Here is a 25,010-nt window from a genome sequence, read left to right as displayed (position 1 = left end):
TCACTCGGCCGCCGCAGCTTGCTCGGCGAACCGCGCCTCGACCTCGGCCATTTTCTCGGCGAGTTCGGTTGGCGAGACGATCGTCTTGGTGAACAGGATGTTGGCGAAGGCGACGATCCACCGCTCGTAATAGGGCAGCTTGCCGATCAGGGTTTCGCCTAGCGCTTCGACGCCTTTGCGCTTCTCCTCGGTGTTGATGATCTTCCTGAAATCCAGAACGTCCGCCAGCGCGTGGCAGCGCTTTTCCCAAGGCTCGAGCACATGCTCGACGCGCATCACCGATCCGGCCTCGAACCCGCCGATATCGTTGGGCAGGCGGCTGACGAAATCCTCGGTCGCCATCACGCGGCCTCGTTTTCAAGAGTGAGGGGGCTTTCAAGAGTAACGGGGACGACGCCGATCATCGCGTCCCGCGTGACGATCGCGGCGAGCGCGTCGGTCGACCAGCCATCGGTGCCCGCGGGGCGCCTGGGCAGCACGAGATAGCGGACCACCGCCGTGGAATCGCTCACCCGGATCTCGACATCGTCACGAATGACGGTGCCGAATTCAGCGAGCACCTTGCGCGGCTCGCTTACCGCACGGGCACGATACGGCTTGAGTTTGTACCAATCCGGCGGAAGCCCCAGCACCGGGCGCGGATAGCAGGAGCACAAAGTGCACACGATCAAGTTGTGCACCTGATCGGTGTTCTCCAGCACGATCAACTGCGTATCGTCGTAGAAGGTGATGCCCAGTTCCTCGCACCCCGCGCGTCCGTCGGCGAGCAAGCGCTCCTTGAACGCGAAATCGGTCCACGCCCGCGCTACCACCTGCGCGCCGACCGCCGGTGTGCGCGAATCGAGCACTTCGATCTGGCGGCGAATATCGTTGGCGGTGATCAGCCCCTTGTCGATCAGCAGTTCGCGGATCGCCGTTTCCATCACCTCGTAATAGCCAGGCACATCGGCCATCTCGATCGGATCGTGGCCATGGTCGTGGCTGTGGTCGTGCTGGTCAGCCATCACGCGCGTTCCAGCCAGGTTTCGAAAATCTCGACGTGCAACTCGTCGCTTGGCTCGCCTTCATACTTCGGCCAGAGCTTTGGCAGCGGCAGCGCGACGCGGTAATAATGCCGCTTGCCGCCTGCGTTGCGGCCATAGCCTTCTTCCTCATTGTCGACCATCGATGGCTCGATGACCTTCATCACGGTGCCGACATGACCGCGCAGATAGATGGGCACGCGATAGTGGCCGATCGGCGCGCGGTTGAGGACATGTACTCGATCGCCGGGCGCGAACGCCGGAAGCTCGTCGAGCGCAGGCAGTATCGTCGCGAGAACGTTCATGCGTTGTCTCGCGCGAAAAGCTGCAGCAACGCGCTTCGACCGGCTTCCGCCACGTCGTGGTTCCCGGCGTCGGTGTGCGATGTAACGCCGATAGCGCCGATCAGCCGCCCCCCGCTGCAGATCGTCACTGCGATCGGCGCATGCGCACCGGTTGCGTGATGAAGGGCTGCGAGTTCGGGGCCCTGCTCGCTTCCGATCCCGTCTGTTTCGATCGACAGGATCGCGGCCCGCCGGGCACGATCAATCAGCCGCTCGATCGGTGGTGCGTCGTTACCGGTCGCTTCTGCATCCGCCACCACCTGCATGTCTGCGCCCACGACAACGATGCACCGCTCATCACCCTTTTCGACAGCACATTTCGCCGCTGCGGAGAGCGCTACCGCTGCGGATGCGCCGTCGAGGGAGCGCGACGGAAGCGCTTGGAAGTGCTGGGGCATATTAATCTCCGCTCGGTAACGTGAGCGAAGGATGCGCGGCAGAACGCATGAGCGCCATCGCACGAGGTTATTGCTGACCAATACTTTGGTCGGGGCTCGCGCCGACCGCGTCGGCTATACTCGTGTCGCGGTTAGGGGGCATTCCAAACTCACGATCGCCGACCGGGATCAGTCGCCTTTATCGGGAGCGCCTGATGCGCGCGGAAGATCGAACGCGAAGCATGCTCCTCCCCCCGCCGAATTGCTCACCGTCAACTGTCCGCCCATTGCCTCGATGGCCGAGCGACAGATCTGCAACCCCATGCCTATGCCCGTCGGCTTGGTTGTGAAGAAGGGCTCGAACAGTCGCTCGATATGCGCGTCGGGAATGCCCGGCCCCGTGTCCGTCACCCATACGCGCACCGCAGCTTCTTCCGCGGCGATTTCCAGCGTGACCCGCCGCGCGCCGGTCTGGTCGCGCATCGCATCGGCGGCATTGTTCACCAGATTTACGAAAACCTGCTGCAGATCTATCGGATCACCGTTGATCATCGGCACGGCGTCCGCGCAAACGATTTCCAGCTCGACATCCAGTTGGCTGAGGTCGTGCTTTAGCAGATCGCGCGTCTCCGTGGCCAGGCGGCAGAGGTCAATCGCCTTGGGAGCAGGTCGCCCCGCAACAATGTTGTCCCGCGTCCGTTGGACGATGCCGGCGACGCGCTGGGCGGTTCTGTCGACCCGCTCGAGGATGCGTCCTAGCGCCTCCATGTCCGGAATGGCGCGAGCGGCCAGGCGCATGCCGGTCTGGGCGTCCATGAGCATCGAGGCGATGGGCTGGTTCAGTTCATGCGCAATCGATGCAGAGAAGGCACCGACTGTGGCGACACGGTTTGCTCGCGCTAGTTCCGCTTGCGCCGCGCGACGCATCGCCTCGATACGCTCCTGATCCGAAAGGTCGACATGGCTTGAAAGGTGCAGCCCGTCCGCAAGCCTGGACACCGTGTAATAGACCGGGATCCGCTGACCACCCTTCCCGGTAAGTACGGTCCGACCATCGATGTGGTCCACCCCGTTATAATACATTTCGAGCTGACGCAGCAGCACTTCCGGACCGTCGTCGGCATTCTCGGCAGGCGGATTCGCGACAAGTTCAGCGACGCTTTCATACCCCATCAATCGCGCCAGCGCTTCATTGACCCGGGTAGTCCGAATGGTCGCCAACGTCCGCGCCAGTTCGTCGGGGCGCGCGGTCATATAGGCACGCAGATCGGTCACGCCGTCCGCCTTGATCGCGTCGAGGATTTTATCGGCCTCGCTGAAATCCATTTCCGCGAAGGTCATGTTGCTGACGTCGAACAGCGCCGCATAGCGTATCTCGGTGCGCATCAGTTCGGAGGTTCGTTCCGCGACGCGCTGCTCCAGCGTCTCGTTGAGTTCCCGGACTTTCTGGTGCGCAGTAACCTCGTCATGGATGTCAGAGACTCCGCCATAATAGCAAATCTCGTCCGATCCCTCGGCCACACGTACCGGGCGGCCGAGGATCGACATCCAACGATAGCTGCCGTCGGTGTGCCTCAGGCAAAAGGTGTCGCGTAACTCGTCTCCCGCGGCGAAGCTCTTCCAGAGATTTGCCAGATATCCCGGGCGGTCATCCGGGTGAAAGTCCTCGATCCAGTCCTGCGTCGCCATGACCGCGTTGAGATCGCGGCCCGTCACCTCGGTGAAGCGCTTGTTGTAAAAGTCTACTTCGGCCTGCCGGCTCGCCCTGAACAGGATTTGCGGCACCGAATCGGTGAAGTTGATCAGCTCGGCCCGGCTCATTTCCAACTCTTGCCGAACTTGCTGAAGCTCTTCCTTTGCGACTACTTCGTCGTGGACGTCCGAGAGGCCGCCGAAGCGCTCCACCTGCCCGGTCAGAGGAGAGAAGACTGGATTATCGTAAATCTGCATCCAGCGGTAAACGCCATCGCCCTGGCGTACTCTTACCTTCAGGTCCGTCACGGTGCGGTTCGCCACGGCGGCAGTGACCGTCTCGACAAGCAGCGCCATATCGTCCGGGTGGACCACGTCGTTGTACCGCTGCCCCTCCAAGACCGACCATCGATCGAGGCCGGTTACTCTGGTCCAGCTTTCATTGAGATACTCGATCTCGCCCTGCGGGTTCGAACGCCACAAGACGAACGGGACCGAATTGGCGAAAAGCTCGGCTTCGGATGTGCCGCGCTTGAGGTTACGCTGAGTTGCTTCAAGCCGCTTGCGGCTGACCAGCAACGCACCCGTGACGCCGATCGCGATGCAGGCGAACAGGCATCGCAATATATTTGCCGTCGTGGGGTGCCTAAGATGAACCAGTGCCCAGGCTCCAAGCGTGAGCACCACACACAGCTGCGTAGCGCGGGCCACCGCTTTTCCACTACCGGCGGCGGACACGAGCACCAGGACGGCCAGATACAGGATAGAGGCACCAAGATCATATTCGGCGATGCTGTCGATCCAGAACACGAGCGCTGCGAGCAGCATGGTGACCGTCAGGATCGAAGGTTTCTTCACTCGCTCAGTCATGCCGCCCCAGCCCCTTGTGCAGTCCCTGCTGGCTCATCACGCCGATCATATCGTCGCATCTGTTCCGGTCGCCGGCTCATTGTGCAAGGGAGATATGCCCATGGCTTTCAGCCTGACAGCTTCGTGGGGCAGGCGAGGACGAGGGAAAGACCTACCTTCGTATGGGGCTACCCGTTACTAGGGAGCGTAGCACGATACGAGCGCGTACTGGGGCAATGCGGAGCCTTGCGCTGCAATTCCCTATCCCAAAAGGCGCTCTCTCCATGGCCCATGGCCGCGCAATTCCACAGCGGGTGAAGACGAAAATACGGCAGAGTTGCTCGCTTGATGCTGTTGGATGACCCAGATCGCGAACGTGGACTTCCGTAGGAAGCTGCCGTTCGATCCTTGCCGGAAGAATGGGCACAAAGTCCCAATGTCGATCGGCCGGCCGCCGCTCAGAGCTGGCTGAACGATCGGCAGGTTTTGGGATCGCGCCGAACCCGGCTGAACGACTGAAATTTCGGCGCATAGGCGATCGTCAGCTCAAACCGGCCCAATGGGCAGCTTCTATCAGGAGCGGACGTTCATGGTGGCAGATGGGAGCGACCGGCTGTGGTCGACTGCTGCCGATCGTTATGGACCGGTGCGAACTGGGACGAAGCCCACGTTCCTTGCAGCTCATTCGTATGACGGCTTCCGGCGCATCACATGCCGGTCCGTTAACGACCCAACTCCCGACCTTCAACGGCTGTGGTCTGAACGGCGGCTCGTGCCGTAATCCGTCATGCGCCTGACCCGAACCTGCCGGTCGGAAATGCGCCCTAACGTTGGTCACGAGTGTTGCCGGCCTCTGCCCGAAAGCGGTCGCTTGTTCCGCGTGATCGCGGGCGACGGCCGACAGCCCTAAAGCGACCCGTCTAGCGGCGCGTCAGCCGGACAGCGCCCCACGCCAATACTCCGTCAAAGCCTCTCGAAGCTCCGTCGCGAACGCAGGATGGGCGCAGCCCTGCGTAACGGGAAGTGGGTCGCCAAAGGCCTGCCAGAGGCCGCGCATCATCGCATGGGTGCGGGTCAGCAACTGAAAACCGCGCCCGGGCGCCAGTTCCAAGGCTGCTTCCAGGTGCGCGCTGATCCGCTCGATGTCGGCAAGAGCGGCTGCCTTATGCGCCGTCAATGCGGGCTCGCTCATGTTGCGTTCGATTCCCTCCTTGGCGAGCGCGTCGAGGCGAAGGAGGAAGGGGCGTTCATCGACATAGGCGGCAAAGCGCCCGACGAATGCCTCGACCCGCTCCGGCACGCTGCGGTCGGTCCGCGAGAATTCCTCCACCAACGTCGCGAGCGCCGGTCCCCAGAGGTGCAGCAGCAGTGCGGCGAAGATCTCCTCCTTGGTGCGGAAGTAGATGTAGAGCGTGCCCTTGGCGAGACCAGTGGCCGCGGCGATTTGAGCGGCGGAGGGCAGGCTCCCGCCGCCCTGCTGGAGCAGGAGGGCGGCCGCGTCGAGGATCGACTGGCGGCGCTGGTCCTTGTCTGCCGCGTCATAGGCGCGCTTCATGACGCATCATTCTGCGCCCCGGTCGTCTTGTAGGCCTGGCGTGCAATGAAATCGCGCGGCAACACCTTGGCCACTGCCGCCGCAAGGGTATTTGCGGTGCCAGCGACCACGGAAGATTTGCCCTTGAACAGTGTGTCCAGGCCGATACCCGCGACCTTCTCAGGCGACAGGGCGCTCCGCTGCGTCATCGGCGTCGGCTGAAATCCCGAGGCGGCGTCGAAGCCGGTGTTCATATAGCCGGGCGACAGCACGGTCACGCCGACCTTTGGTGCGAGCTCGACGTGCAGCGCCTCGCCCAGCGAAAGCACATAGGCCTTGGAGGCGGCATAGGCGGCGAGCAGCGGGGCCGGCATATAGGCGGCGAGGCTCGCCACGAGCAGGATATGGCCACCGCCGACCGCATCCATGCGTTGTCCGTAGCACCGGGTCAGCTCCGTCACCGCGAGAATGTTCAAGTGCAGCATCGCTGTGAGGCGATCCGGATGCTGGTCGATGAAACGGTCGTTGAGCCCGATTCCGGCATTGTTGACAACGACCGAGGGTGAAAGACCCCGCTCGTCGAGCGCGGCGATAAGCCCAGCGGCTCCTTGTGGCTGCGACAGGTCGGCTGGTTGCACGGCGACGTCCACGCCGTACTGTTCCCGCAGGCGGGACGCGAGCGTCTCCATCGCGGCCGCGCCCCGCGCGCTCAAGATCAGATTGTATCCGCGTTTCGCCAGGTCTTCTGCAAACGCGATGCCGAGCCCGCTCGAGGCTCCAGTAATGAGCGCAGTCTCTCTAGCCATGTGTTTTTCCTTGGTGACCGAGGGTCATATATAATGACTCGCGGTCAATACGCAACGTGAGCTGATTGTGGGGGAGAGCACCGACGCCCACCCGAGGACGGCTATGAGACCTCGACGGGTTCAGGTTCAGGCTGTGCGGAAATTGGCGCGGGGCCCATTTGAACGCGTCCTTGTCGGGACAGTCGCGAGCCTGGTGGTAATGGCGGCTATCGAAACAGTGCCGATCCTTCAGCTTTCACCGTATCGGTGGCAGCCGCTTGGTAGGTTTGCCCGGTTTAGGACACTTGCTCAACGGCATGACTACCGATCGACCGCTCGAGCGTAGCGACGCGGTGAGCACCCCACCACGCGCCGAAACGCCGTGTTGAAAGCATTCTCGGACTCATAACCCAGCGCGTTGGCGAGGCTGCCAAGCGGCTCATGTACACCTGCCAACCGTTCGGCAGCGAGCATCATACGCCACCGCGTCAGGTAGCCGATCGGTGTTTCTCCTACCCGGGCCCGGAACCGTTGCGCGAAGATCGACCGCGACAGTCCGGCGCGGCTCGCCAGTTCTGCCAACGTCCAGCGATAGGCGGGCTCCGCGTGCATCGCCTCGATCGCCTTTCCAAGCTGCAGGTCTGCGAGCGCATAGAGCAGGCCAACGCGGTCGCCGGCCTGCCGCGACAGATGAAGCCGAAACGCCCGAAGCAGCATCAGATGCGCCAGATGCTGCGCCGCGAGCATGCCGCCCGGCCTCCCGTCGCGCATTTCGGTCATCAGCTGCGTGATGCACCATCGCATGGCATCGCGGTCGTCAGCCTCGTTGAGATGAATGAGCGGCGGCAGTGCTCCGAGCAGCGCACCCGCCTTCAGCCCGTCGACCTCGAAGCGGGTGCCAAGGAACGCGAACCCGCCTCCGCCCTTATGCACGATGACATCGCCCGGACGGGCGTGATTGAGCACGTCGTGGGCGTCGACCGGGGCCAGTGCCAGGTCGCTCGCCAGCGTGAAAGCCCGCCCGCTCGGCAGGATGATGCAATCCCCCGCGATGAGCTGGACGGCGTCGATCCCGTCCACCGCCAACCAGCAGGTTCCGGCCGTCACGACATGGCATTTGATCGTGCCGGGGCGATTGCCGAACCGGATCGCCCATGCGCCACCGGCGTCGAGGCCGGCGGTGAGATAGCTTTCCGGTTTGAGGATCGAGAGGATGTCGGACAGCGGATCCACGGCGATTTCCGGACGATGGCAAAGAAATGGACGACGATCGAACATAGCTCGTTCGGATGGATCCTACTATCTCGGCCAGTAACCAACTGGAGTGTTCGCATGATCGTCGTCACTACGCCTACCGGCAACATCGGCCGCCACGTGGTCCGGCATCTGCTCGATGCCGGCCAGGCGTTGCGCCTGATCGTTCGCGATCCTTCGAAACTCGCGCAGGAGGTGCGCGACCAGGTTGAGGTGGTCGAAGGATCGCACGGCGATGCCGACATGGTCGATCGGGCGTTTCGGGGTGCGGACGCGGTGTTCTGGCTTTGCCCGCCCACGCCCGCGGCGACGCCCGCGGCCGCTACGGTCGACTTCGCCCGGCCGGGGGCAGCGGCGATGCGCCGGCACGGCGTGCGGCACATCGTCGCCGCAACGACGCTAGGGCGCGATACTCCGTGGCAGGAGCGGGCCGGCAATGCGACCGGCTCGATCCACATGGTCGATCTGTTGCGTACGACGGGCGCTGCCGTGCGGGGCCTCGCTCTGCCGGGCTTCATGGACAATGCGCTCCTGCAAGCCGGTGCGATCCGTCAGGGCAAAATGTTCGGCCCGATCGCCCCCGACAAGAAGCTGCCGCATACGGCCACCCGCGATACGGGCGCTGCTGCTGCCGACCTGCTGATCGACCGCTCGTGGTCTGGGCAGGAAGATGTGCCAGTGCTGGGTCCCGAGGAGCTTTCGTATGCCGAGCTTGCGGCGATCGTGTCGGACGTCATCGGTCGAGAGGTGCGGTACGAGCATCAGACCTACGAGGAGTACAAGAGTGCTGCGATGGCACGCGGACTTACCGATGCGTTCGCGCAAGGATATGTTGATATGCTGCGCGCTAAGGAGGAAGGCATGGACAATTTCGCCGCGCGTGCCACCGCCATCATCGGTGCGACGAGCTTCCGCAGATGGGCGGAGGAGGCGTTGAGACCGGCGATCACTGAGGGACCCTGTGGCGGCGCCCTTCGAGCGCGAAATCCCGAGCACGCACTCTTTGAAGCGACAGGCGTGTACGACTAGCGGGTGTTCCTGCCGAAAGTCCTGATGTCCCGCTTCTGCCGGAATTGGTCGCCTATAGCAGCTTGGCTGGAATGGCGTAGACTGGGACAAAGCCGTCTTTGCCGACGGGCCAGTTTAGTGACGGCTTTCGGCAAGAACAGCCGTTCCCGGTAGCACTGATGCCATGGTCGATTGACCAAGGCTGGCCGATTGCCGGCAGATGGCTATCCGTTGTGCTCCATCCGAAAAGCCGCGGAAGATCTAACGCGCGTCGAGGCGGTTGGGGTCGCCTTGCATAAGGTGACCGCCGCCACTACCCGGTTCGCATACATTCCGAGGTGACTGACGGTCACTCCGGTCGAGACGCGAACAGCATGATGCTTCACGCAGCGATCAAGCGCGCACGACAGCGTGGCCAGACGAACCGCGGTTTAGTCCAATCAATTATGCGGGGAACGAAAGAGCAAAAAGCAGGCAGCCACGCCCTCGCTAGGCGGCAGCGTAACAACGACGTAACAAATTTATATTGGATATGGATAAAGACATCATCTACGGCGAACGCCTTGACGCTTCAGTCGCGCAAGGGGGGTAGTTAGGCTGTGACCGTACGGCGACTGCCGCACGGCATCTAGATAACTCGACACCCCCCAAGAGGTGAAGTGCTCGGTCAGCATGCTGGCATCAGGTCGGCAGCACGGGTCGCTGCGAGGAATATCCAGCGATATGATATCGACAACCCACCGCGAGCACGAAGAAGTTCGTCGATTCTTCGCTGCCGCCTATTTCTCTAAGAGTCTGGCTTGGTCGTTTACCGATGTCCTGATGGCCTTTTTTCTGCACGTCGGCATCGGATACTCTGCTATCGATACTGGCGCATTGCTTTTTGTGATGCTCAGCTTCGGAGCGCTGTCTAATATTCTGGTTGGGCTCCTCATCGATGCGCTAAAAACGAAACGACGTATCCTGCTCGACATGCACCTGTGCGGAGCGTTGCTGATCGTCGCCACAGCGTGGGCGCAATTTGGTCTCGCTTTCGAACATTCCGGAGGTTTTATCCTCGCCGCTCTGATGTTCAGGCTCGCATTCGCGCTTTACGATGTCCCGCAAACCGCGATGATTTCCTTGCTGCCCGATGGAGACGCCGAGGCGACGGCTTATGTCCGGCTGCGTTCCTCACTGGCAGCTATTGCGCGTCTCGCGGTAACGGTCGCAAATCTTTTGCTGGCGGGATGGCCCGGCCCAATCGTCCACTTTGGCGCGGGCGTTGTGCTTGCCGCCATTTCGATAGCAATCATTTCCACGGCCTGGTTGTTGAGGCGTTCGGCCACGCGACCAGCTGCGAGCGGGCCGAGGCCGGTCCCGAAGTCGCGACGCTTCGCGCTGCCGATCGGAACGGTGCGCTTATTGGGGAGCTTTGCCCTGGCGGTGGCCGCGATGCCCGTCATCAGTCGCCTGCTTATTTTCGCGCCGAGCACGGCGGCACTTCCGCGCTTGGGTGCGTGGCTGCTTGTCTTGTTTACGCTGGGCAGCGTCGCCGGCCCGCTCTTGACGACGCGGATCGAAAAGCAGCACGGGTGGCACCGCACTTGGCTGGGTTCGATCGGACTTGCCGTTCTATCGGGCGACGTCCTTTTGTTTACAATCCGGGGGCCCGTCGCGATCGCACTCGGATTGGCCTTCCTGCATGGCGTTGGTCTTGGGGTGATGGGTACACTTCAGTGGCAAACCGCAAGCAGGCTCGTTCGCGACCATGCCGCGCGTACCGGCCAGCGTACCGACGGATTCTTGTTCGGGCTGGTGATTTTCACGATCCAGTGCGCGGTCGCCATAGGATCGCTGCTTTTTGCGCCCCTGCTCGATGATTTCGCAGCAGGCGGAACGTCATCGGCACTCATTAAATCCGCGCTGGTCAGCATGAGCGGCATCGCAATTGCCGCTTTGCTCGTTAACCTGAGGACAGTGCATGCAGCGTAGCGGTGAGCCTGGATTTGCTGCGCTAACGACGACGGGCGCCGCCAGGGCGGATGTCCGGTACGGCGCAAGGTGCTTGCGCGATTTCGTTTGGTAGTGCGGATGAGGAGGACAATGCCCCGCAGACCTGGGATCCTGCTGTCGCCCGAGCAGAAGCGAATCGTGTGGCATCTGCGAACCTTTGGTCCGACGGCGCGGTCCGAACTCGCGCAGCAGCTCGGCATTCATAACGGCGCGTTGACTCGGCTGAGCCGAGAACTCCTCGCTTTGGGGGTCATCGAAGAAGCCGAACAGGTTCATAGCGGTCCGCGTGGCCGGCCAACCGTTCCGCTCGCCGTCTCCCCCGGTGCCGGTTACGCGGCTGGCGCGACGGTGCATCCAGGCTGGCTTGAGCTGGTTTTGGTGGACTTCTCGGGCGCCGTCCTCGTGCGGGAGTCCGAACCGTTCGACAGCCCCGATCCGAGGGACTTCGTCGAGCATCTCGATCGCCGGCTGCGCGCGTTGGCGGCCGAGAACAACATGATGCGGTCGCGATTTCTGGGGCTCGGCGTCGGAACACCCGGGCAGGTGATGGCGGAAGATAGCGCCCGACGCTGGACTGTCGACTGGTTGGCCGGATGGCGCGTTATCGATAATCACCATTATTTCGAGGATGCGCTCGGCATTCCGGCATGGGTCGAGGAAACCGCCACCGCGGCCGGGCTAGCGGAATATTATGACACTGGGCTCATTCGAACCTGTGCTGCCGCCATGATCATTTTCGTGAGCCACGGGGTCGGGGGCGGCGTGATTAGCAGTCGCGATATCCTGCGCGGAGAGTTCGGAAACGCCGGCGACATCGGTCGCCTGTTCCCCAACACGGCACCGCGACCATCGGGCCTCGACTTGCTGGGCTGTCTGCAGCGTGCGGGTGCCGACGTGCATTCGGTACGCGATATCGGGTGCCACCAGGATCACTACGCGGCTGTGATCGATGCGTGGATCGAACGCGCTACAGAGCAACTTGGTTTGGCGATCCATAGCGGAACTGCTTGGCTTGATCCCGGTGCTGTCGTGCTTTCCGGCGCCCTGCCGCAATCCATTTTGGATTCGCTCGGCGAACGGCTCCGCGGCGCGAACTGGACGAAACGCCCCGATTGGCTTCCGGTCCCCACCTTTCATGTCTCGAGGCTAGGCAGTTGGGCCGGAGCGATCGGTGCTGCGCTCATACCAATTCACAAAATCCTGTCGCAAGAATGAGGCATATATTTATTTCTGACGAAATAAATAGGAATGTCATCGACGCCCCCTAGCGAGTCGGTCGAAGCGCTGAGCGCGGATCATATGGGGGAAATAATGAAAAGAGCATTCTTGATTGGGACTGCCTTTGCGGCCGTCGCGACAGCCACGCTTGCCTCGGCACAAACGCGCGCGGAGCCACAAGAACCGCCCGAAGGTACAAGCCTAGCACGGCAGGATTCCGACATCGTCGTCACCGGTCAGCGTCGTTCAAACGAAGCGGCGATCGAAAGCAAGCGGCAGGCCCTTAATATCACCGATGTGGTCAGCGCCACCGATGTGCGCGCCTTGCCCGACAACACGGTCGCGGAAGCCTTGCGCCGCGTTCCCGGCTTGTCGGTAGTCCCGGCCGCCGACAACGAGCATTCGCGTGACGAGGCCACCACGGCAGTCATCCGGGGCCTTAATGCGTCCTATAACAACGTGACCGTCGACGGGTTGAACATCGCATCGCTCGGCGCGCTGAATGCACCGAACGGTTCAATCACGCGTGGTCTCCGACTGGATATCCTGCCATCGTCGATGATCAGCGAAATTGCAGTGGTGAAGACATTTACGCCGGACCTCGACCCCAATGCGGTCGGCGGCGCCATCAACCTGAAGACGCGCAGCGCGTTCGAACATGGCGGAACGCCATTCGTCACGCTGGAAGGATCGCTTGGCCATTCGAGTGACACCGGCAAACCCTATTCGCAGCCTGATCCCGGCTACCGCTTGGTCGGCACGGCAAGCACGACGTTTGGGCCTGGCCACATGTTCGGTGCCGTTCTCTCCGCCAACTATCAACGGTTGAGCAGCTATACGGTGACCCACATGACCACCGACACCGTGTTCTACAATTTCTACGACAACGCCGGAAAACTGCAGGCGGGAAACAACCTCGGCAATGGCTACGCCCTGCCACAGCAAGACAAGAACTGGTATGTTGAGGATGAACGCAGCCGCGTTGGCGTAACCGCCAAACTCGAGGCTCGTCCAAGCGATAGCCTCTATATCTATGCGCTCGGCGGATATTACTTTTTCCGCGATAATATGACGCGGAATGAAAATCTTATCAATTCGCGCAACCTGAACGTCCAGAATCAAGCGGCGGCTTCAGGCTATTTCCCCAATGCGAGCATTGAAGTCGGTTACGACAACCAAGTGACGACGACCCGGACTCGGCTCGCTCAGCTTGGGTTGGACTGGGTTCCGGGCGACCGTCAGAAGCTCTCGGTCCGCGGCTCTTATTCACGAATGAGCTATGTCGAGCCGTGGTACATGATCAAGTACATTAATTCCGTAGCCCGCGCCGCGCCGGGGACTACCGGCGCGGCAACGGTGGGAAATCCCGCCCTCGCCTTCAATTATGACACCAGTAGCCTGCAGCACACCTTCAATCCCAACCCAACGGCCTATTACGACCTCAGCAAATATACGCTGTTCTATTGGCGCCCGGATATGGGCAGAAGTGCTGGCGACAAAATCTTCAATCAGCGCGTCGATTATCGGTTCAATCAGGATGAATCCGACCGCGGCTTTGGCGCGGGGCTGGGCGCTGCCTATGTCGACGACCGGTCCTTTTACCAATTCCACCGCACGGAATACGACCCAAACACCACTGCGCCCGCCTTGTCGCTGTCCGACGCTGCCGGCCCTTCGGTTCCCCTGCCGTACAATACGCTCAACCTTTTGACGATGGATCCCGCCAAGGCCAAGGCCATCCTCGACGCCTTGCCCAAGTCGATGTTCAACGCCACCGATCCGACGACGGTCGATAACCAAGACAATTTCACGCATCGCGAAAAGATCGTCGGTGCCTATGCTTCGGCGAGCTATCGCAGCGACCAGTTGATCGTCCAAGCGGGCGTTCGGTATGACCACACCGACCAGTCTACGACGGCGCGGGCTCGTGTCCCCGGAACGCCGATCACCTATACCGACCTGAAGACGTCGTCGCGATACGGGCGTCTCCTGCCGTCGGCGATCGCGATCTACCATATCACCGATACGCTCGATCTTCGCGGCGCGTATAGCCGCACCCTCGGGCGGCCGCCTTATGACGCCTATGCTGCCCGCAGCTCGCTCAATTTCGTGAACGTATCCGACATCGGCAACGGCGACGCCATCGGCGTCACCGCTTCGATCGGTAACCCTGGCATCAAGCCGCGCGTCTCGGACAATTTCGACCTGTCGGCCGAATGGCGTCTTCCCGGTAAGAGCAGCGGGCTGATCGCTGTCGCCATATTCGACAAACAGATCAAGGACGAAATCTTCACGCTCGGAACGCTTGGATTCGTCGATCCGTCGAGTGGCATCTTCTACAAGAACGCGATCGTTTCGACCCCTACGAATGCCTCGAGTGCTCGGATCCGTGGCGTGGAAGGCAACATCATCATCAACTCCTTCGGCGGCCTTTCCCCCCTTCTGTCTGGCTTCGGTGCCAGCGCGAACGCGTCGTTGCTCGGTGGACAGATCAAAGTCCCGCTCAGCGCCGGCGGAACGCGCACGATCGATCGGCTGGTGGGGCAGCCCAGCGACATGATCAACGCGACGCTCTTCTATACTTTGCGGAATATGGAGCTTCGTGCGGCGTTCAACCGCCAAGGCCGCGCGCTTCGCTTGATCCAGGCCGACATCGGCTGGCAGGACCTTTACTGGGCTCCGCGGTCGCAACTCGACCTCTCCGCGACCTACCAAGTCCGACCGGGCGTGTCGCTGATCGGGCAAGTGAGTAATGTGACGAAAAGTCCCATCACGAGCGTCACCGGACCTGGCAAAAATCTCCTGAAGGATACCTATTCGATCCCGACCACGTTCTGGCTCGGGATCCGGTTCACCCCGAAGCTCTAGGTTTGGGCAGGTCATCTCGCCGCGGCAAAGATGGCCCACCACCTGATCATGGCGAACATGCGCCAATTCGATCCGCGGATAAGGAAATATCGATGCGCCCCAAATCGATGGCGAGCTCGCACACCCGCGCTGGCCCGCTCTCCTTGCTCGCTACCCTCATGCTCGCTGTTGCTGTTGCTTCACCTGCTGAAGCTCAGCCGCAGGCGGCGACAGGCGCGGCGCGCTCGTTCCTTGGCGTTCGCGTCCTGAAGAGGTCGGGCGTCGGTCGGCTCGCTTGGACGGTGCAATTGTCACCGACTTGCAAGGGTTGCGAGATTGTCCTCAACGATTTCGCGAGCGGGCAGAACGACAAGGAATTCTTTTTTCACATCCTTGTTCCGCCCGCGATCTCGAACGTCGGCCCCGTCCACGTGACGGTTGATCCAAAGGCTGTCCGCGGCGTCCTGTTCGGCATCACAAATACGGAGATGGCCAAGAACGGCTATGTGCGGCCCGAACCCCGCGCCGAAGGCATGGGGGCGATCAGCTACAGACCCGTGTCGGGTGGCATCGTCTTCGCGCTACCGCGCCGCACTGGCGGAGCCAGCTTGCCGCCCGACGATCTCGGCGATGTCACGCAGCAATATACCTATATCGAGACGCCGGGGGTTTATATCCGGGTTGGACATGCGGATATCGCGCGCCGACGCGGTGACTATGCCACGGGCCCTTGGCCCACGCTCCAGGCGCAGGCTGCGCTCAACCTGGAGTTCGCGGCGCGGGAAGCGATCAACGCGCTGAAGATCGTGAGAACCTTGCCCGCGCTCGGCGTGACGACGATCATGCTGATGAACTTTGATACCAATTACCCTACGCTCGAGCCGGATAAGGCTCATGGCGACTGGCCGCCCCACTGGCACATGCATGTCTTGTGGCAAGACCCTCCTAGGGTCCGCAAAGTGGGCCATTTCTATCTTTCGTCAGAAGGGTTGCTTGTCCGAAACGAGTCGAATGATCCGACGGCCGCGGATAAAGTCGGCGGTCGCGCCCGCCTATATGCCCGTGGCGCTACCGATGAAACGCGAACGCCGGACGGCAAACTCGTCTATTCCCATATGATCACAGCTGAGGGTTACTTCGAAATCGCTTCGGAGCATGGAGTCTGCCTGCTCAAACCGATCGCGGACGGCTTTGAGTCCGGTGTGCGGCTCTCATGCAATAATGGACAGGCAATCATCACGATTCGGGCGGTTGACCATCCCGCCGCGGGCCGTTTGCGACTGTATCTCAATGATCGGCTGACCAACGACTATCGCTATGACCCTGATACGGGAGCCCTGCTTTCTGCCCCTGCAGGGCGCGGAAAGAGTGACCGTTAGCAACGCTTTGCTTGAGCCGGAACCGCCGATTTTAGGTTGGGTCGCGGTCTGGACCGTGCTCGAACAAGAGTGGCAGGTTCCGGGAGAAGCAGCCGTTCAACGCCGGACTAGCGAATGACGTGAAGTGGTCGCGTGCCGCCGAAGGGGAAAGCAAAGGTTGCTCCCCCTTTCATGAGCCTATGGCTTCGCGGCGACTGGAAGGCGAAATGGCGCGCCAAGACGATTGAACGCGTTCATCGCCGCAATAACTAGCGTGAGGTCGACCAAATCCTTTTCAGCAAAGGCGGCGGCAGCAGCCGCATATGCTTTGTCCGAAGCATGGGTCGTGCTGATGTTGGTCACTTCCTCGGCCCAGGCCAGCGCTGCTCGATACTGGTCGGAAAACAGGTGCGGCACCTCAGCCCAGACAGGGACCAGCGCGATCTTGTCGATCGCCATGGTCTTTAGCAGATCACGAGTGTGCATATCGATGCAATGGGCGCACCCGTTGATTTGCGACACCCGTAGGAACACCAGATGGATCAGCTCTTCGGGAAGATCCGTAGTCTTGGTCACATAATGATGGACTCCGAACAGGGCCTTGGCGCCTTCGGGGGCGATTTCCGACCAGTTCAAACGCTTCATAGCGGTCATGCTTTGCTTTCCTCGTCACCCGCGCCGGGCATCGGCGCTCGCTGACGTGACGAGGTAGGCCGGCGCATTGTGACATCATGGCGCCGATATTTTTCATTCCCGCTGTCGTCCTATGTCACACCGGTGGTGGCCATCTCGTCATGCAGGCAGACACTTGCATCGGAGACATGGACATGAAGATCGTTGTCATCGGCGGCACCGGGCTGATCGGTAGACCCCTCGTCGGGTTGCTGCGGGCCGAGGGCCATGAGGTCGTCACCGCTTCACCGAGCACCGGCATCGATGCGCTGACTGGCGTCGGCCTGGCACAAGCGATGACGGATGCCGCCGTCGTGGTCGATGTCAGCAATGCCCCCTCGTTCGAGGACGAGGCCGCTCTCGCTTTCTTCCGCGGCACGACAACCAAACTTGTTGGAAGCAGCACGCGACGCAGGCGTGCGCCACGTCGTCGCACTTTCGGTGGTGGGGACCGATCGCCTTCAGGCATCGGGTTATTTTCGCGCCAAGCTGGCGCAAGAACAACTGATCGCCGGCGGTGGCGTACCCTACACAATCGTGCGCGCCACCCAGTTCTTTGAGTTCCTGTCCACCATCGCGGACGGCTATACGCGGGGCGACGCCGTGTACCTGCCAGCGATCGCGCTCCAGCCGGTCGCCGCAGCCGATGTCTCGGTGCTGCTTGCTGAGATAGCCACAGCTGCCCCGACCGCTGACATCATCGAAGTGGCAGGACCGGAGCGCGCACCGCTGGCCGAGTTTACGGCTAGCTGGCTCGGCACCCGCGACGATCCGCGCCGGATCAGCGTTACCGCCGAACGCGACTATTTCGGCGCGCCTGCCGACGACCGGACGCTGGTCCCGGGCGAAAATCCACGGATTGCGCCTACACGCTTCGATGAGTGGCTTGCCGCTCAGTCGCAGGAGAGCGCAGCATGAGCCGGAACCTTCCGCTCGCACTGGCCACAGTGCTCGGTCTCGCGTCCGCTGCGAACGGCCTCTTTATGCTGATCTCACCAGCAAACTGGTACTTTGCGGTGCCCGGCGTCACCACCACCGGCCCGTTCAACCAGCATTTCATCCGTGACATCGGTTTGATTTTCGTGCTCGTAGCGATCGCTATGCTCATTGGTGTCGCGCGACCGGCGTTGCGCGTTCCCCTGTGGTGCGCCGCCGCTCTCTGGCTTGCCGGTCACGCGTTGTTCCATTTCTGGGAGGTAGCGGTCGGCATATGTGGGACAGGTGCGCTGTCCCAGGATTTTCCTGCTGTGACCTTACCGGCTATATTGACGACCGCTCTTGCCCTCTGGGCCTGGCATGATGCCGCGCGCGATAGCCAAGCATTGTCGATGGGGGACACTCGTGCGGCACGGTGATGAACGCCTCGCAGATTTTGAAGCTGAGCGGCCGAGGCTGTTGCGTCTTGGCTATCGGATGCTTGGCTCTCTCAGCGAGGCCGAAGATATTTTGCAGGAAGCGTGGCTGCGTTGGGCGGCAACGGCGCAGAGCGTTGACACGCCGGCAGCCTATCTGACCCGCATTGTCACCCGCTTATGCCTCGATCAGCTCAAGTCCGCCCGGGTGCGTCGGGAGACCTATGTCGGTGCCTGGCTGCCTGAACCGTTGATGGGTACTACTGAGCAAGAGGAGACGATCGCCGACGACGTGACGCTCACACTGATGCTTGCAATGGAGCGCCTGTCCCCTCTGGAGCGTGCCGCCTTCCTGCTTCACGACGTGTTCGACATGGCGCTCCCCGATGTCGCGACGACATTGGGACGCGAGCCCGCCGCCGTCCGGCAGCTTGCCTCCCGCGCACGCAGGCACGTCCAGCATGCGCGACCGCGTTTCACCGTGGAGGCAACTGAGGCCGATCGGATCGCTCGCGCCTTCTTCGCTGCCGCCCGCGACGGTGACGCTGCCGCACTGTCTGCGCTACTGGCGCGCGATGTCGAGATACATTCCGATGGCGGCGGTAAGGTGATCGCCTTCCGCAATGTGGTGCGCGGGATCGAGCGAGCGCTTCGCTTGTTCGCCGGGCTACGTCGGAAGTACACGTCAGTACCGACGCTACTGCGCACCGCGACGATCAATGGTCTGCCCGGCTACATCAGTATCGATCGTGGTGACGTGCTCCAGACCACCGCGCTCGACGTGCGCGATGGGCGCATCGCGGCGATCTATATAGTTCGTAATCCCGACAAGCTCCGTCATCTGGTGGCAGCTTTCGGCACGGCCGGTCATCCACAGCACGGCCACTGAAGGACGTGAATTGGTCGGTTGCGGTCGCTTACCGGAACGGAGCCGAAGAACCGGCTTTGCACCGGCCGGCGCCCGAACCCAGAAATGGCGAACTTCAACGCATGCGTTTCGACCCTGCACGTCACCCTCGCGGCGGAACAATCGTTCCGCCAAGCAGGCGAAAACGAGTTCTACAGCGGTCAAATCCTGTCCCCGCAACCAACAAAAAAGCCCGCAGGTCCAACGACCCAGCGGGCTTTTTGCCGTCCACTTCTCATCGCCAGCCGAGCGCTCATCTTGCGAGTTTCGCGGGCTGTCGACCTCCGACATGTGCATATTTTTAAACCGTCGGAACTGCCCTTTCGGTCGAGCGTCAAGGGCACCGGTTGGCGACATCTGCTGCCTTCAGTCGGTACCCTCGTCAGGGTCCCGGTCGTGGCCTGCTTTGGTCATTTTTCGATCTTGTAGGGATCGTCCTCGCCCACGGTATCAGCCGTAGCGGGGGCCCTATTCGGATTTTGTTTTTGAATGTCTTCGCTGGGGTCGGCGCCCTCGTCGTTCGCCATCTCGACATCGTTTTGGACCGTATCGCTCGTGCGAGATTCCCTAAAGATCGGCTCCAATAATCGAACGGCTCAATTCGACGTTGAACCATCATGATCAAAACGCGGAAATGCGCTGCTTGGCGGCCTGCCGCACCATTATTCGGGGGAAATAACTGTCTCAGCCTCACCCCGTAATCAGATTAAAGCTGAGCGAGGCGGATGAAGATGCCTGACCGGATCGAAAATTCGGCAGGGCCGGAGCTCTTGTCGGCCGGCATATCGCAAAGCAGACGCTTGTGGAGCGGCGGGCTCGCGCCCGCCGCTATCGCGATTAGAAGTGGAACAGCACTCCGGCCATCGGGCGCAGGTTCTTCATGTCCTGGGTATCGACCTGGAGGCGGAGGCGCGGGCCGGCCTCGTTCACGACACCGCTGAGGCCGATGTCCTTCGGGCCGAGCTCGACGCCGCCGCCATAGACCCAGCCATGCTGCTTGCCGAAACCACGGCTGCTACGGCCATCGGTCCATTGATAGCCGGCCGACAGGAACAGCAGCCCGCTCGCGCCGGCGCGGAACCCGCCGCGGCCCTTGACGCCATATTCCCAGTTCAGATCGTTGAAACCCTTGCCGACATTGCCTTCGACGCCGGCGAACAACGGCCCGAGCGGAACGTTCACGCCCGCAATCGCATCGACTAGCGCGCCTTCAGCCTTGCGACCGAACTTGCTGTCGCGATCGAAGCTGTTGTAGCCGCCGAGCACGCCGATATAGGGCTCGAACCCGAATGCCTTGCTGCCATCCGGCGCGGTGTCCTGCGCGAACGCGGCCACGGGAAGGGCTGCGGCCAGAGCCGCGACCAGAGCGAATGTCTTCATGTAGGGAAAACTCCAGAGTTACAAACGCAGCGACGTCACGTCGTGCGGGGAGGCATAACCGGGCCAATCTAACGGAGTTGCTCGCCCTAACTCATTGAAAAGGATTGTTGCACAATTGCCGCGGATAGGAATCGGGTGCGGAATGATTGGTATGATCGTCAGTCGGCGTCCGCTTGTGCATGCTGCAGGAGAATCTGTTCGATGCGTCGTAGCCGCTCGATTGGGTCGTCGATCCGCTCCTGCAGCAGCCATCGACCATCCTTGGAAACCAGGCCGGGCGCGGCAACGGCCGAACCGGCGCCGGACCGTGGCGTGAAAGCGATCGCGGCCGGCCCGGCGACGATCCGTGCGATCCCGGCCGAGCGAGCGTCGGCACGGATCCGAGCGATCGTGAGGAGGGTTTGCGCCTCATCGGGAATCACGCCGAAGCGATCCTCCAGTTCGGCTTCGAACGCGGCCAGGGCATCGCTATCGGTCAATCGCGCCAACCGCATATAAAGGGTGACGCGCAATTCCTCGTCGGGAATCCACCGCTCGGGCAGCCGGCCTTCTATGCCGAGGCGAAGCTCGGGCGACCATCGATCGACCTGCTCGCCGCGTGCGGTGCGCAGCGCGCCCTGGAGCAGTTCCTGGTAGAGATCGATGCCGATCAGCTTCATATGCCCGGCCTGGGTTTCGCCCAGCAGATCGCCGGCACCGCGCACGTCGAGATCGCGGGCGCTGATCGCGAACCCCGCGCCAAGACGGTCGAACACCTCCAGCGTCCGCAGCCGCTTCAGCGTGCGCGGCGCGATCTCATGCGCAGGGTCCGTCAGCAGGATGACTTGGCCGCGCCGACTGCCGCGGCCGACGCGGCCGCGCAACTGGTGGAGCTGCGCGAGGCCGAAGCGATCGGCACGCCAGATCACCATCGTGTTCGCGCGCGGCACGTCCAGCCCGGCCTCGATGATGTTGGTTGCGAGCAGGACGTCGCCATCGCCGCCGCCGAACCGGACCATCGCCTCGTCGATCGCGGCTGCGGGCATCTTGCCGTGCGCCTGAAGGATTTCGAGCTCGGGCACCAGCCGCGCCAGGATCCCGGCCAGCGACGCCATGTCCTCGACCCGCGGGACGACCACGAAGCTCTGGCCGCCGCGGCTTTTCTCGCGCAGCAACGCGGTGCGCACGGTCGCGTCCACGAACGGCCCGACCGAGGTGCGGATGGGCTGGCGCCGCGCCGGTGGGGTGGCGATCAGCGACAATTGCTGCAGGCCGACGAGCGCCGTCTGCAGCGTGCGCGGGATAGGGGTGGCCGAAAGCGTAAGCACGTGGCCGGCCGATAGCGAGCGCAGCCGGTCCTTGTCGGCCGCGCCGAAACGCTGCTCCTCATCGACGATGACGAGGGCAAGATTTTGATAGGCGACGCCTTTGGCCGCGACCGCGCCGGTTCCGATGACGATATGCACCGATCCGTCGGCGAGACCCTTCCTGACCCTGGCCTTTTCGGCCGCAGTCGACAGGCGTGAAAGGCCGGCGACGACGATCCCGGTGCCTTCGAACCGCGCCGTGAACGTCTCGACATGCTGGCGGGCAAGCACCGTGGTCGGCGCGGCGATCGCGACCTGATGGCCCGCGAGCGCTGCGATCGCGGCAGCGCGCAACGCCACCTCGGTCTTCCCATAGCCGACGTCCGCAACCACCAGACGGTCCATCCGCTTGCCCGAAGCCAGATCCGCCCGCACCGCTGCAATGGCGCGCGCCTGATCGGACGTCTCGGTAAAAGCGAAGCCGGCGGCAAACCGCTCATAGGCGGCGGCATCGGGCTCCAGGATCGGCGCGGTGCGTGTCGCGCGCTCCTCCGCGAGCTGGGTCAAGCCGCGTGCGGTTTCGGCAATCACCGCATCGATCTCACGGCGTCGCTTTTCCCAGCTCGATCCGTCGAGCCGATCCAGGGCAACCGCATCGGCCTCGCCGCCATAGCGCCAGATGCGGTCCGCTTCGGCAACCGGCACCAGCCTCACGCCATTATCGGCATATGTCAGTTTGACGGCGTCGCCGGGCTCGCCAGCGTCGCCGGACGACATGCGGTCCAGCCCCGCGACCACGCCGATGCCGTGATCCTCGTGCACGATGACGTCACCGATATGGATTTCGCTGAAATCGAACAACGAAGCGTCTGCATGGCCCGCACCGGAATCGTGACGCTCGGCGCGGCTGCCGATCAGATCGGCCGCGGCGACTGCGACGATGCCGTCGCGCCGGAAGCCGCGATCGACCACCACTGGAAGGGCCAGCAACATGCTGGGTTCCGCGGCGACGACGTCCGCCCACGAGCGGACCGTCTGCACCTCTCGGCCGAGCGCCTTACCGGCCCGTTTGATCAGGAAGCGCAAGTCACGTGCGCTCCCCAGCAGAACGACGCGATCGCCCGCTTCGAATGCGGTGGCGGCAATCCGCGTGAAGCTCTTCAGCGGCACCCGTCCCTCGACGAAGCGCGGTGGCAGATCGCCCGCGCTTTCGATCGAGATCGGCTCCCGCGCCGTCAACGCGGCAGCCCAAGACTTTTCCCCGGCGACATCCCGCAACGCCCGCTTGCTCCGGCCGCGGGCAGCGTCGGCCGCTAGTGCGAGGAAGCGGCGCCGGCGATCGTCTGCACCGGGCGCGAGCGCGACGCGCGCGTCGGGGAGGTGATCCAGCAGGACCACCGCATGCTCGTCCAGCGCGGGTTCGCTGACCCGGCCGAGCTCGCGGCCATCGCATTCGCCCGTCGTGCGCTGATCCGCCGGGTCGTAGGATCTGATCGACGCGATGTGGCCATCGATCGCCTCGATGCGCAGTGGCTCGATCGTGTCGGCCGGAAACACGTCCAGCACCTGCCCGCGCAGCGCCACCTCGCCAGGCTCGTCGACGCGGTCGTCGGCGATATAGCCGATCGCCTCGAGCTGTTCGAACAAGGTCGCCAGCGAAACCGCGGCGCCGACATCGACGCGCGGGGGCTCCGCCGCAAAGGCATCGGGCGGCGGGTAGAGCCGGCCGAGCGCCTCGCCGGTCGTGACGCAGGCGATCGGCGCGCGGCCCTCTAGCACCAGTTCGATGCGCATCCGGCGAAGGGCGGACACGCGCTGCCCGACATTGGCAGGGGAGGCTGGAGCCCGTTCGCCCGGCAGTGCATCGCTTCCCGGGCAGAACAGGACCAGCGCATCGGGCGATGCCGCCCCGAGCGCCTGCACCACCGCGAGGGCGGCCGGTTCGTCGGCGGCGGCAAAAAGGATATCGCCGCCGGTCAGTGCTTCCGCCAGCGCGACGACGATCTCCCCGACAACGGGCTCACTCACCGTTTGGCGGGAAGTCGTTTGAGGCGGCGCGCATTGGCGGTGGCCTTGCGATGAATCGGCGCCACAGCGTCGTATCCGAGCAGCGCGCCCGCTTCGACCGTACCGAGCGACCAGGCCGCAGCGCGATCGGAGAGCGCCGCCAGTTCGCCGATCGTCGGCACGCGTCCGCGCATCGAGAGCGACGTCAGATTTTGCGCCTCGTCCATCCAGGCCGAGCCCATCGCCCACCAGGCATCGGCGATCGCCGATCCGGAGCGCGAGAAGGCTTCGAGCTTTTCCGGGATCATGCGCCCGAGCTCGGCATGATCCGCATCGCGCGGCGAACGCATGGCGGCGCCGATGGTGGCGCCGCGCGATGCGATCACGTCGGCCGAAGCGGACAATGTCTCGACCATGCGAACCCCCGTCTGCGCCAGCTGGAAACTGGCCGCCATCATGCGGCTCCAGCTGGCGAAGGGATCGATCCTGCGCGCTCGCGAAGTGGTCACGCGGCCTGCGCCATGAGCTCGGCCTTGCGAGCCGCCATCTGCACGCCCAGCGCTTTCAGATCGAGCGGGCTGTCGCGGCTTTCGGGGAACATCTCGCTCTCCTCTTCCTCGACATGGTGTGCGACATATTCGCCCAATACGGTCACCTTGGCATCGTAGAGCCGGTCGCCGGGGGACATCGCCTCGATCTCGGCGATGAGCTGCTTGGCGCTGGCATGCTCCACTTCGGCCTCGTCGAGCAGATCGTCATCGTCGATCGCTTCACGCGCCGCCGGATAATAGATTTCCTCTTCGATCTGCGTGTGGACCTTCAGCGCAAGGCAGATTTTCTGGACCAGAGCGAGCTTTTCGCCCTCGTCTTCCAGTTTCTCATAGTCCTTGAACCAGCCTTTGACCTCCTTGTGGTCGTCCTTCAGCAGCTTGATCGCATCGGCTGGCTTGGCTGCCGCCCGCTGGGTCTTGCGCGCGGTTTTCGATGCGGGTTTGCGGGCGGTTTTGGTAGCGGCCATGATGTGTCTCCGGGCTGCGGGTGCAGCGGTTGGTCATGCGGAGGAACCCACGCAGGGATGCAAAGTCGCATGGGAAAATGACCCCTTAACTTCGATCAACACAAA

The 25,010-nt window shown here is 62.7% G+C and carries 21 protein-coding genes; 8 read left to right on the top strand and 13 right to left on the bottom strand.

Annotated features, from left to right (window positions below; all coding sequences use genetic code 11):
* The 8 genes from AB4Z44_RS09615 to AB4Z44_RS09580 form a co-directional block, all read right to left on the bottom strand.
* Complete coding sequence (locus tag AB4Z44_RS09615; protein ID WP_404713819.1) at window positions 1-342, bottom strand: hypothetical protein; 342 nt, start codon at window positions 340-342, stop codon at window positions 1-3.
* Complete coding sequence (gene nthA, locus AB4Z44_RS09610) at window positions 342-1,004, bottom strand: nitrile hydratase subunit alpha (protein WP_404713818.1); 663 nt, start codon at window positions 1,002-1,004, stop codon at window positions 342-344. The genes AB4Z44_RS09615 and nthA overlap by 1 nt, the downstream gene beginning before the upstream one ends.
* Complete coding sequence (locus AB4Z44_RS09605; RefSeq protein WP_404713817.1) at window positions 1,004-1,327, bottom strand: SH3-like domain-containing protein; 324 nt, start codon at window positions 1,325-1,327, stop codon at window positions 1,004-1,006. Before AB4Z44_RS09605 ends, nthA begins: the two co-directional genes overlap by 1 nt.
* Window positions 1,324-1,764, bottom strand: coding sequence for a heme-binding protein (locus AB4Z44_RS09600; RefSeq protein WP_404713816.1), 441 nt, complete (start codon window positions 1,762-1,764; stop codon window positions 1,324-1,326). Before AB4Z44_RS09600 ends, AB4Z44_RS09605 begins: the two co-directional genes overlap by 4 nt.
* A gap of 168 nt (window positions 1,765-1,932) precedes the next feature.
* On the bottom strand, window positions 1,933-4,305 hold the full coding sequence (locus AB4Z44_RS09595) for an ATP-binding protein (protein WP_404713815.1): 2,373 nt from the start codon (window positions 4,303-4,305) through the stop codon (window positions 1,933-1,935).
* 910 nt (window positions 4,306-5,215) lie between these two features.
* Entirely contained in the window at window positions 5,216-5,839 is a 624-nt protein-coding gene (locus AB4Z44_RS09590) for a TetR family transcriptional regulator (protein ID WP_404713814.1), read from the bottom strand.
* Window positions 5,836-6,624 carry an SDR family NAD(P)-dependent oxidoreductase gene (locus AB4Z44_RS09585; protein ID WP_404713813.1) on the bottom strand — a complete coding sequence of 263 codons (789 nt, stop codon included), beginning with the start codon at window positions 6,622-6,624 and terminating at the stop codon, window positions 5,836-5,838. Before AB4Z44_RS09585 ends, AB4Z44_RS09590 begins: the two co-directional genes overlap by 4 nt.
* Before the next feature lie 300 nt (window positions 6,625-6,924).
* A complete protein-coding gene (locus tag AB4Z44_RS09580) occupies window positions 6,925-7,836 on the bottom strand; it encodes an AraC family transcriptional regulator (RefSeq protein WP_404713812.1) in 912 nt (303 codons plus the stop codon).
* 99 nt (window positions 7,837-7,935) lie between these two features.
* Here AB4Z44_RS09580 and AB4Z44_RS09575 point away from each other — a divergent pair, with 99 nt between their 5' ends.
* The 5 genes from AB4Z44_RS09575 to AB4Z44_RS09555 all read left to right on the top strand — a co-directional run bounded on the left by AB4Z44_RS09575 (window position 7,936) and on the right by AB4Z44_RS09555 (window position 16,304).
* Complete coding sequence (locus AB4Z44_RS09575) at window positions 7,936-8,886, top strand: NAD(P)H-binding protein (protein WP_404713811.1); 951 nt, start codon at window positions 7,936-7,938, stop codon at window positions 8,884-8,886.
* Window positions 8,887-9,588: 702 nt separating this feature from the next.
* Window positions 9,589-10,839: an MFS transporter gene (locus AB4Z44_RS09570; RefSeq protein WP_404713810.1), complete on the top strand. Its 1,251-nt coding sequence runs from the start codon at window positions 9,589-9,591 to the stop codon at window positions 10,837-10,839.
* A 111-nt stretch (window positions 10,840-10,950) separates the two neighbouring features.
* Complete coding sequence (locus AB4Z44_RS09565; protein WP_404713809.1) at window positions 10,951-12,075, top strand: ROK family protein; 1,125 nt, start codon at window positions 10,951-10,953, stop codon at window positions 12,073-12,075.
* Between the two features lie 96 nt (window positions 12,076-12,171).
* A complete protein-coding gene (locus AB4Z44_RS09560) occupies window positions 12,172-14,946 on the top strand; it encodes a TonB-dependent receptor (protein ID WP_404713808.1) in 2,775 nt (924 codons plus the stop codon).
* Window positions 14,947-15,038: 92 nt separating this feature from the next.
* A complete protein-coding gene (locus tag AB4Z44_RS09555) occupies window positions 15,039-16,304 on the top strand; it encodes a hypothetical protein (RefSeq protein ID WP_404713807.1) in 1,266 nt (421 codons plus the stop codon).
* Between the two features lie 177 nt (window positions 16,305-16,481).
* Here AB4Z44_RS09555 and AB4Z44_RS09550 read toward each other — a convergent pair whose 3' ends face one another.
* Window positions 16,482-16,937 (bottom strand): carboxymuconolactone decarboxylase family protein, encoded by a 456-nt coding sequence (locus AB4Z44_RS09550; RefSeq protein ID WP_404713806.1) that lies wholly within the window; start codon window positions 16,935-16,937, stop codon window positions 16,482-16,484.
* A gap of 435 nt (window positions 16,938-17,372) precedes the next feature.
* Between AB4Z44_RS09550 and AB4Z44_RS09545 the strand changes: the two genes are divergently transcribed.
* Genes AB4Z44_RS09545 through sigJ form a run of 3 tightly spaced genes read left to right on the top strand, consistent with a single transcriptional unit; the run spans window position 17,373 to window position 19,196 of the window.
* On the top strand, window positions 17,373-17,873 hold the full coding sequence (locus AB4Z44_RS09545; protein WP_404713805.1) for an SDR family oxidoreductase: 501 nt from the start codon (window positions 17,373-17,375) through the stop codon (window positions 17,871-17,873).
* Window positions 17,870-18,310 (top strand): hypothetical protein, encoded by a 441-nt coding sequence (locus tag AB4Z44_RS09540; protein ID WP_404713804.1) that lies wholly within the window; start codon window positions 17,870-17,872, stop codon window positions 18,308-18,310. The genes AB4Z44_RS09545 and AB4Z44_RS09540 overlap by 4 nt, the downstream gene beginning before the upstream one ends.
* Before the next feature lie 58 nt (window positions 18,311-18,368).
* Window positions 18,369-19,196, top strand: a complete 828-nt coding sequence (gene sigJ / locus AB4Z44_RS09535) for an RNA polymerase sigma factor SigJ (protein WP_404714203.1) — start codon at window positions 18,369-18,371, stop codon at window positions 19,194-19,196.
* Between the two features lie 855 nt (window positions 19,197-20,051).
* Here the strand turns inward: sigJ and AB4Z44_RS09530 are convergent.
* The 4 genes from AB4Z44_RS09530 to AB4Z44_RS09515 form a co-directional block, all read right to left on the bottom strand.
* Window positions 20,052-20,594 carry an opacity protein gene (locus AB4Z44_RS09530; protein ID WP_404713803.1) on the bottom strand — a complete coding sequence of 181 codons (543 nt, stop codon included), beginning with the start codon at window positions 20,592-20,594 and terminating at the stop codon, window positions 20,052-20,054.
* A gap of 158 nt (window positions 20,595-20,752) precedes the next feature.
* On the bottom strand, window positions 20,753-23,908 hold the full coding sequence (locus AB4Z44_RS09525; protein ID WP_404713802.1) for a DEAD/DEAH box helicase: 3,156 nt from the start codon (window positions 23,906-23,908) through the stop codon (window positions 20,753-20,755).
* Window positions 23,905-24,396 (bottom strand): hypothetical protein, encoded by a 492-nt coding sequence (locus tag AB4Z44_RS09520; protein WP_404713801.1) that lies wholly within the window; start codon window positions 24,394-24,396, stop codon window positions 23,905-23,907. The genes AB4Z44_RS09525 and AB4Z44_RS09520 overlap by 4 nt, the downstream gene beginning before the upstream one ends.
* On the bottom strand, window positions 24,393-24,905 hold the full coding sequence (locus AB4Z44_RS09515; RefSeq protein WP_404713800.1) for a hemerythrin domain-containing protein: 513 nt from the start codon (window positions 24,903-24,905) through the stop codon (window positions 24,393-24,395). Before AB4Z44_RS09515 ends, AB4Z44_RS09520 begins: the two co-directional genes overlap by 4 nt.
* Window positions 24,906-25,010 lie beyond the last annotated feature (105 nt).

It is taken from the genome of Sphingomonas sp. MMS24-J13, from assembly GCF_044905095.1.
Lineage (GTDB): Bacteria > Pseudomonadota > Alphaproteobacteria > Sphingomonadales > Sphingomonadaceae > Sphingomonas_I.
The sequence above is the reverse complement of the archived record's forward strand: the minus strand, read 5'-3'. Positions and strand labels throughout refer to the sequence as shown.

Excerpts from the sequence above, each read along its gene's own strand:
- AB4Z44_RS09540 (WP_404713804.1), top strand. The coding sequence starts at position 17,870 with ATGAGCCGGAACCTTCCGCTCGCACTGGCCACAGTGCTCGGTCTCGCG.
- AB4Z44_RS09600 (WP_404713816.1), bottom strand. The coding sequence starts at position 1,764 with ATGCCCCAGCACTTCCAAGCGCTTCCGTCGCGCTCCCTCGACGGCGCA.
- AB4Z44_RS09555 (WP_404713807.1), top strand. The coding sequence starts at position 15,039 with ATGCGCCCCAAATCGATGGCGAGCTCGCACACCCGCGCTGGCCCGCTC.
- AB4Z44_RS09615 (WP_404713819.1), bottom strand. The coding sequence starts at position 342 with ATGGCGACCGAGGATTTCGTCAGCCGCCTGCCCAACGATATCGGCGGG.
- AB4Z44_RS09515 (WP_404713800.1), bottom strand. The coding sequence starts at position 24,905 with ATGGCCGCTACCAAAACCGCCCGCAAACCCGCATCGAAAACCGCGCGC.
- AB4Z44_RS09585 (WP_404713813.1), bottom strand. The coding sequence starts at position 6,624 with ATGGCTAGAGAGACTGCGCTCATTACTGGAGCCTCGAGCGGGCTCGGC.
- AB4Z44_RS09560 (WP_404713808.1), top strand. The coding sequence starts at position 12,172 with ATGAAAAGAGCATTCTTGATTGGGACTGCCTTTGCGGCCGTCGCGACA.
- nthA (WP_404713818.1), bottom strand. The coding sequence starts at position 1,004 with ATGGCTGACCAGCACGACCACAGCCACGACCATGGCCACGATCCGATC.
- AB4Z44_RS09575 (WP_404713811.1), top strand. The coding sequence starts at position 7,936 with ATGATCGTCGTCACTACGCCTACCGGCAACATCGGCCGCCACGTGGTC.
- AB4Z44_RS09590 (WP_404713814.1), bottom strand. The coding sequence starts at position 5,839 with ATGAAGCGCGCCTATGACGCGGCAGACAAGGACCAGCGCCGCCAGTCG.
- AB4Z44_RS09565 (WP_404713809.1), top strand. The coding sequence starts at position 10,951 with ATGCCCCGCAGACCTGGGATCCTGCTGTCGCCCGAGCAGAAGCGAATC.
- AB4Z44_RS09530 (WP_404713803.1), bottom strand. The coding sequence starts at position 20,594 with ATGAAGACATTCGCTCTGGTCGCGGCTCTGGCCGCAGCCCTTCCCGTG.
- sigJ (WP_404714203.1), top strand. The coding sequence starts at position 18,369 with ATGCTTGGCTCTCTCAGCGAGGCCGAAGATATTTTGCAGGAAGCGTGG.
- AB4Z44_RS09595 (WP_404713815.1), bottom strand. The coding sequence starts at position 4,305 with ATGACTGAGCGAGTGAAGAAACCTTCGATCCTGACGGTCACCATGCTG.
- AB4Z44_RS09605 (WP_404713817.1), bottom strand. The coding sequence starts at position 1,327 with ATGAACGTTCTCGCGACGATACTGCCTGCGCTCGACGAGCTTCCGGCG.
- AB4Z44_RS09570 (WP_404713810.1), top strand. The coding sequence starts at position 9,589 with ATGATATCGACAACCCACCGCGAGCACGAAGAAGTTCGTCGATTCTTC.
- AB4Z44_RS09550 (WP_404713806.1), bottom strand. The coding sequence starts at position 16,937 with ATGACCGCTATGAAGCGTTTGAACTGGTCGGAAATCGCCCCCGAAGGC.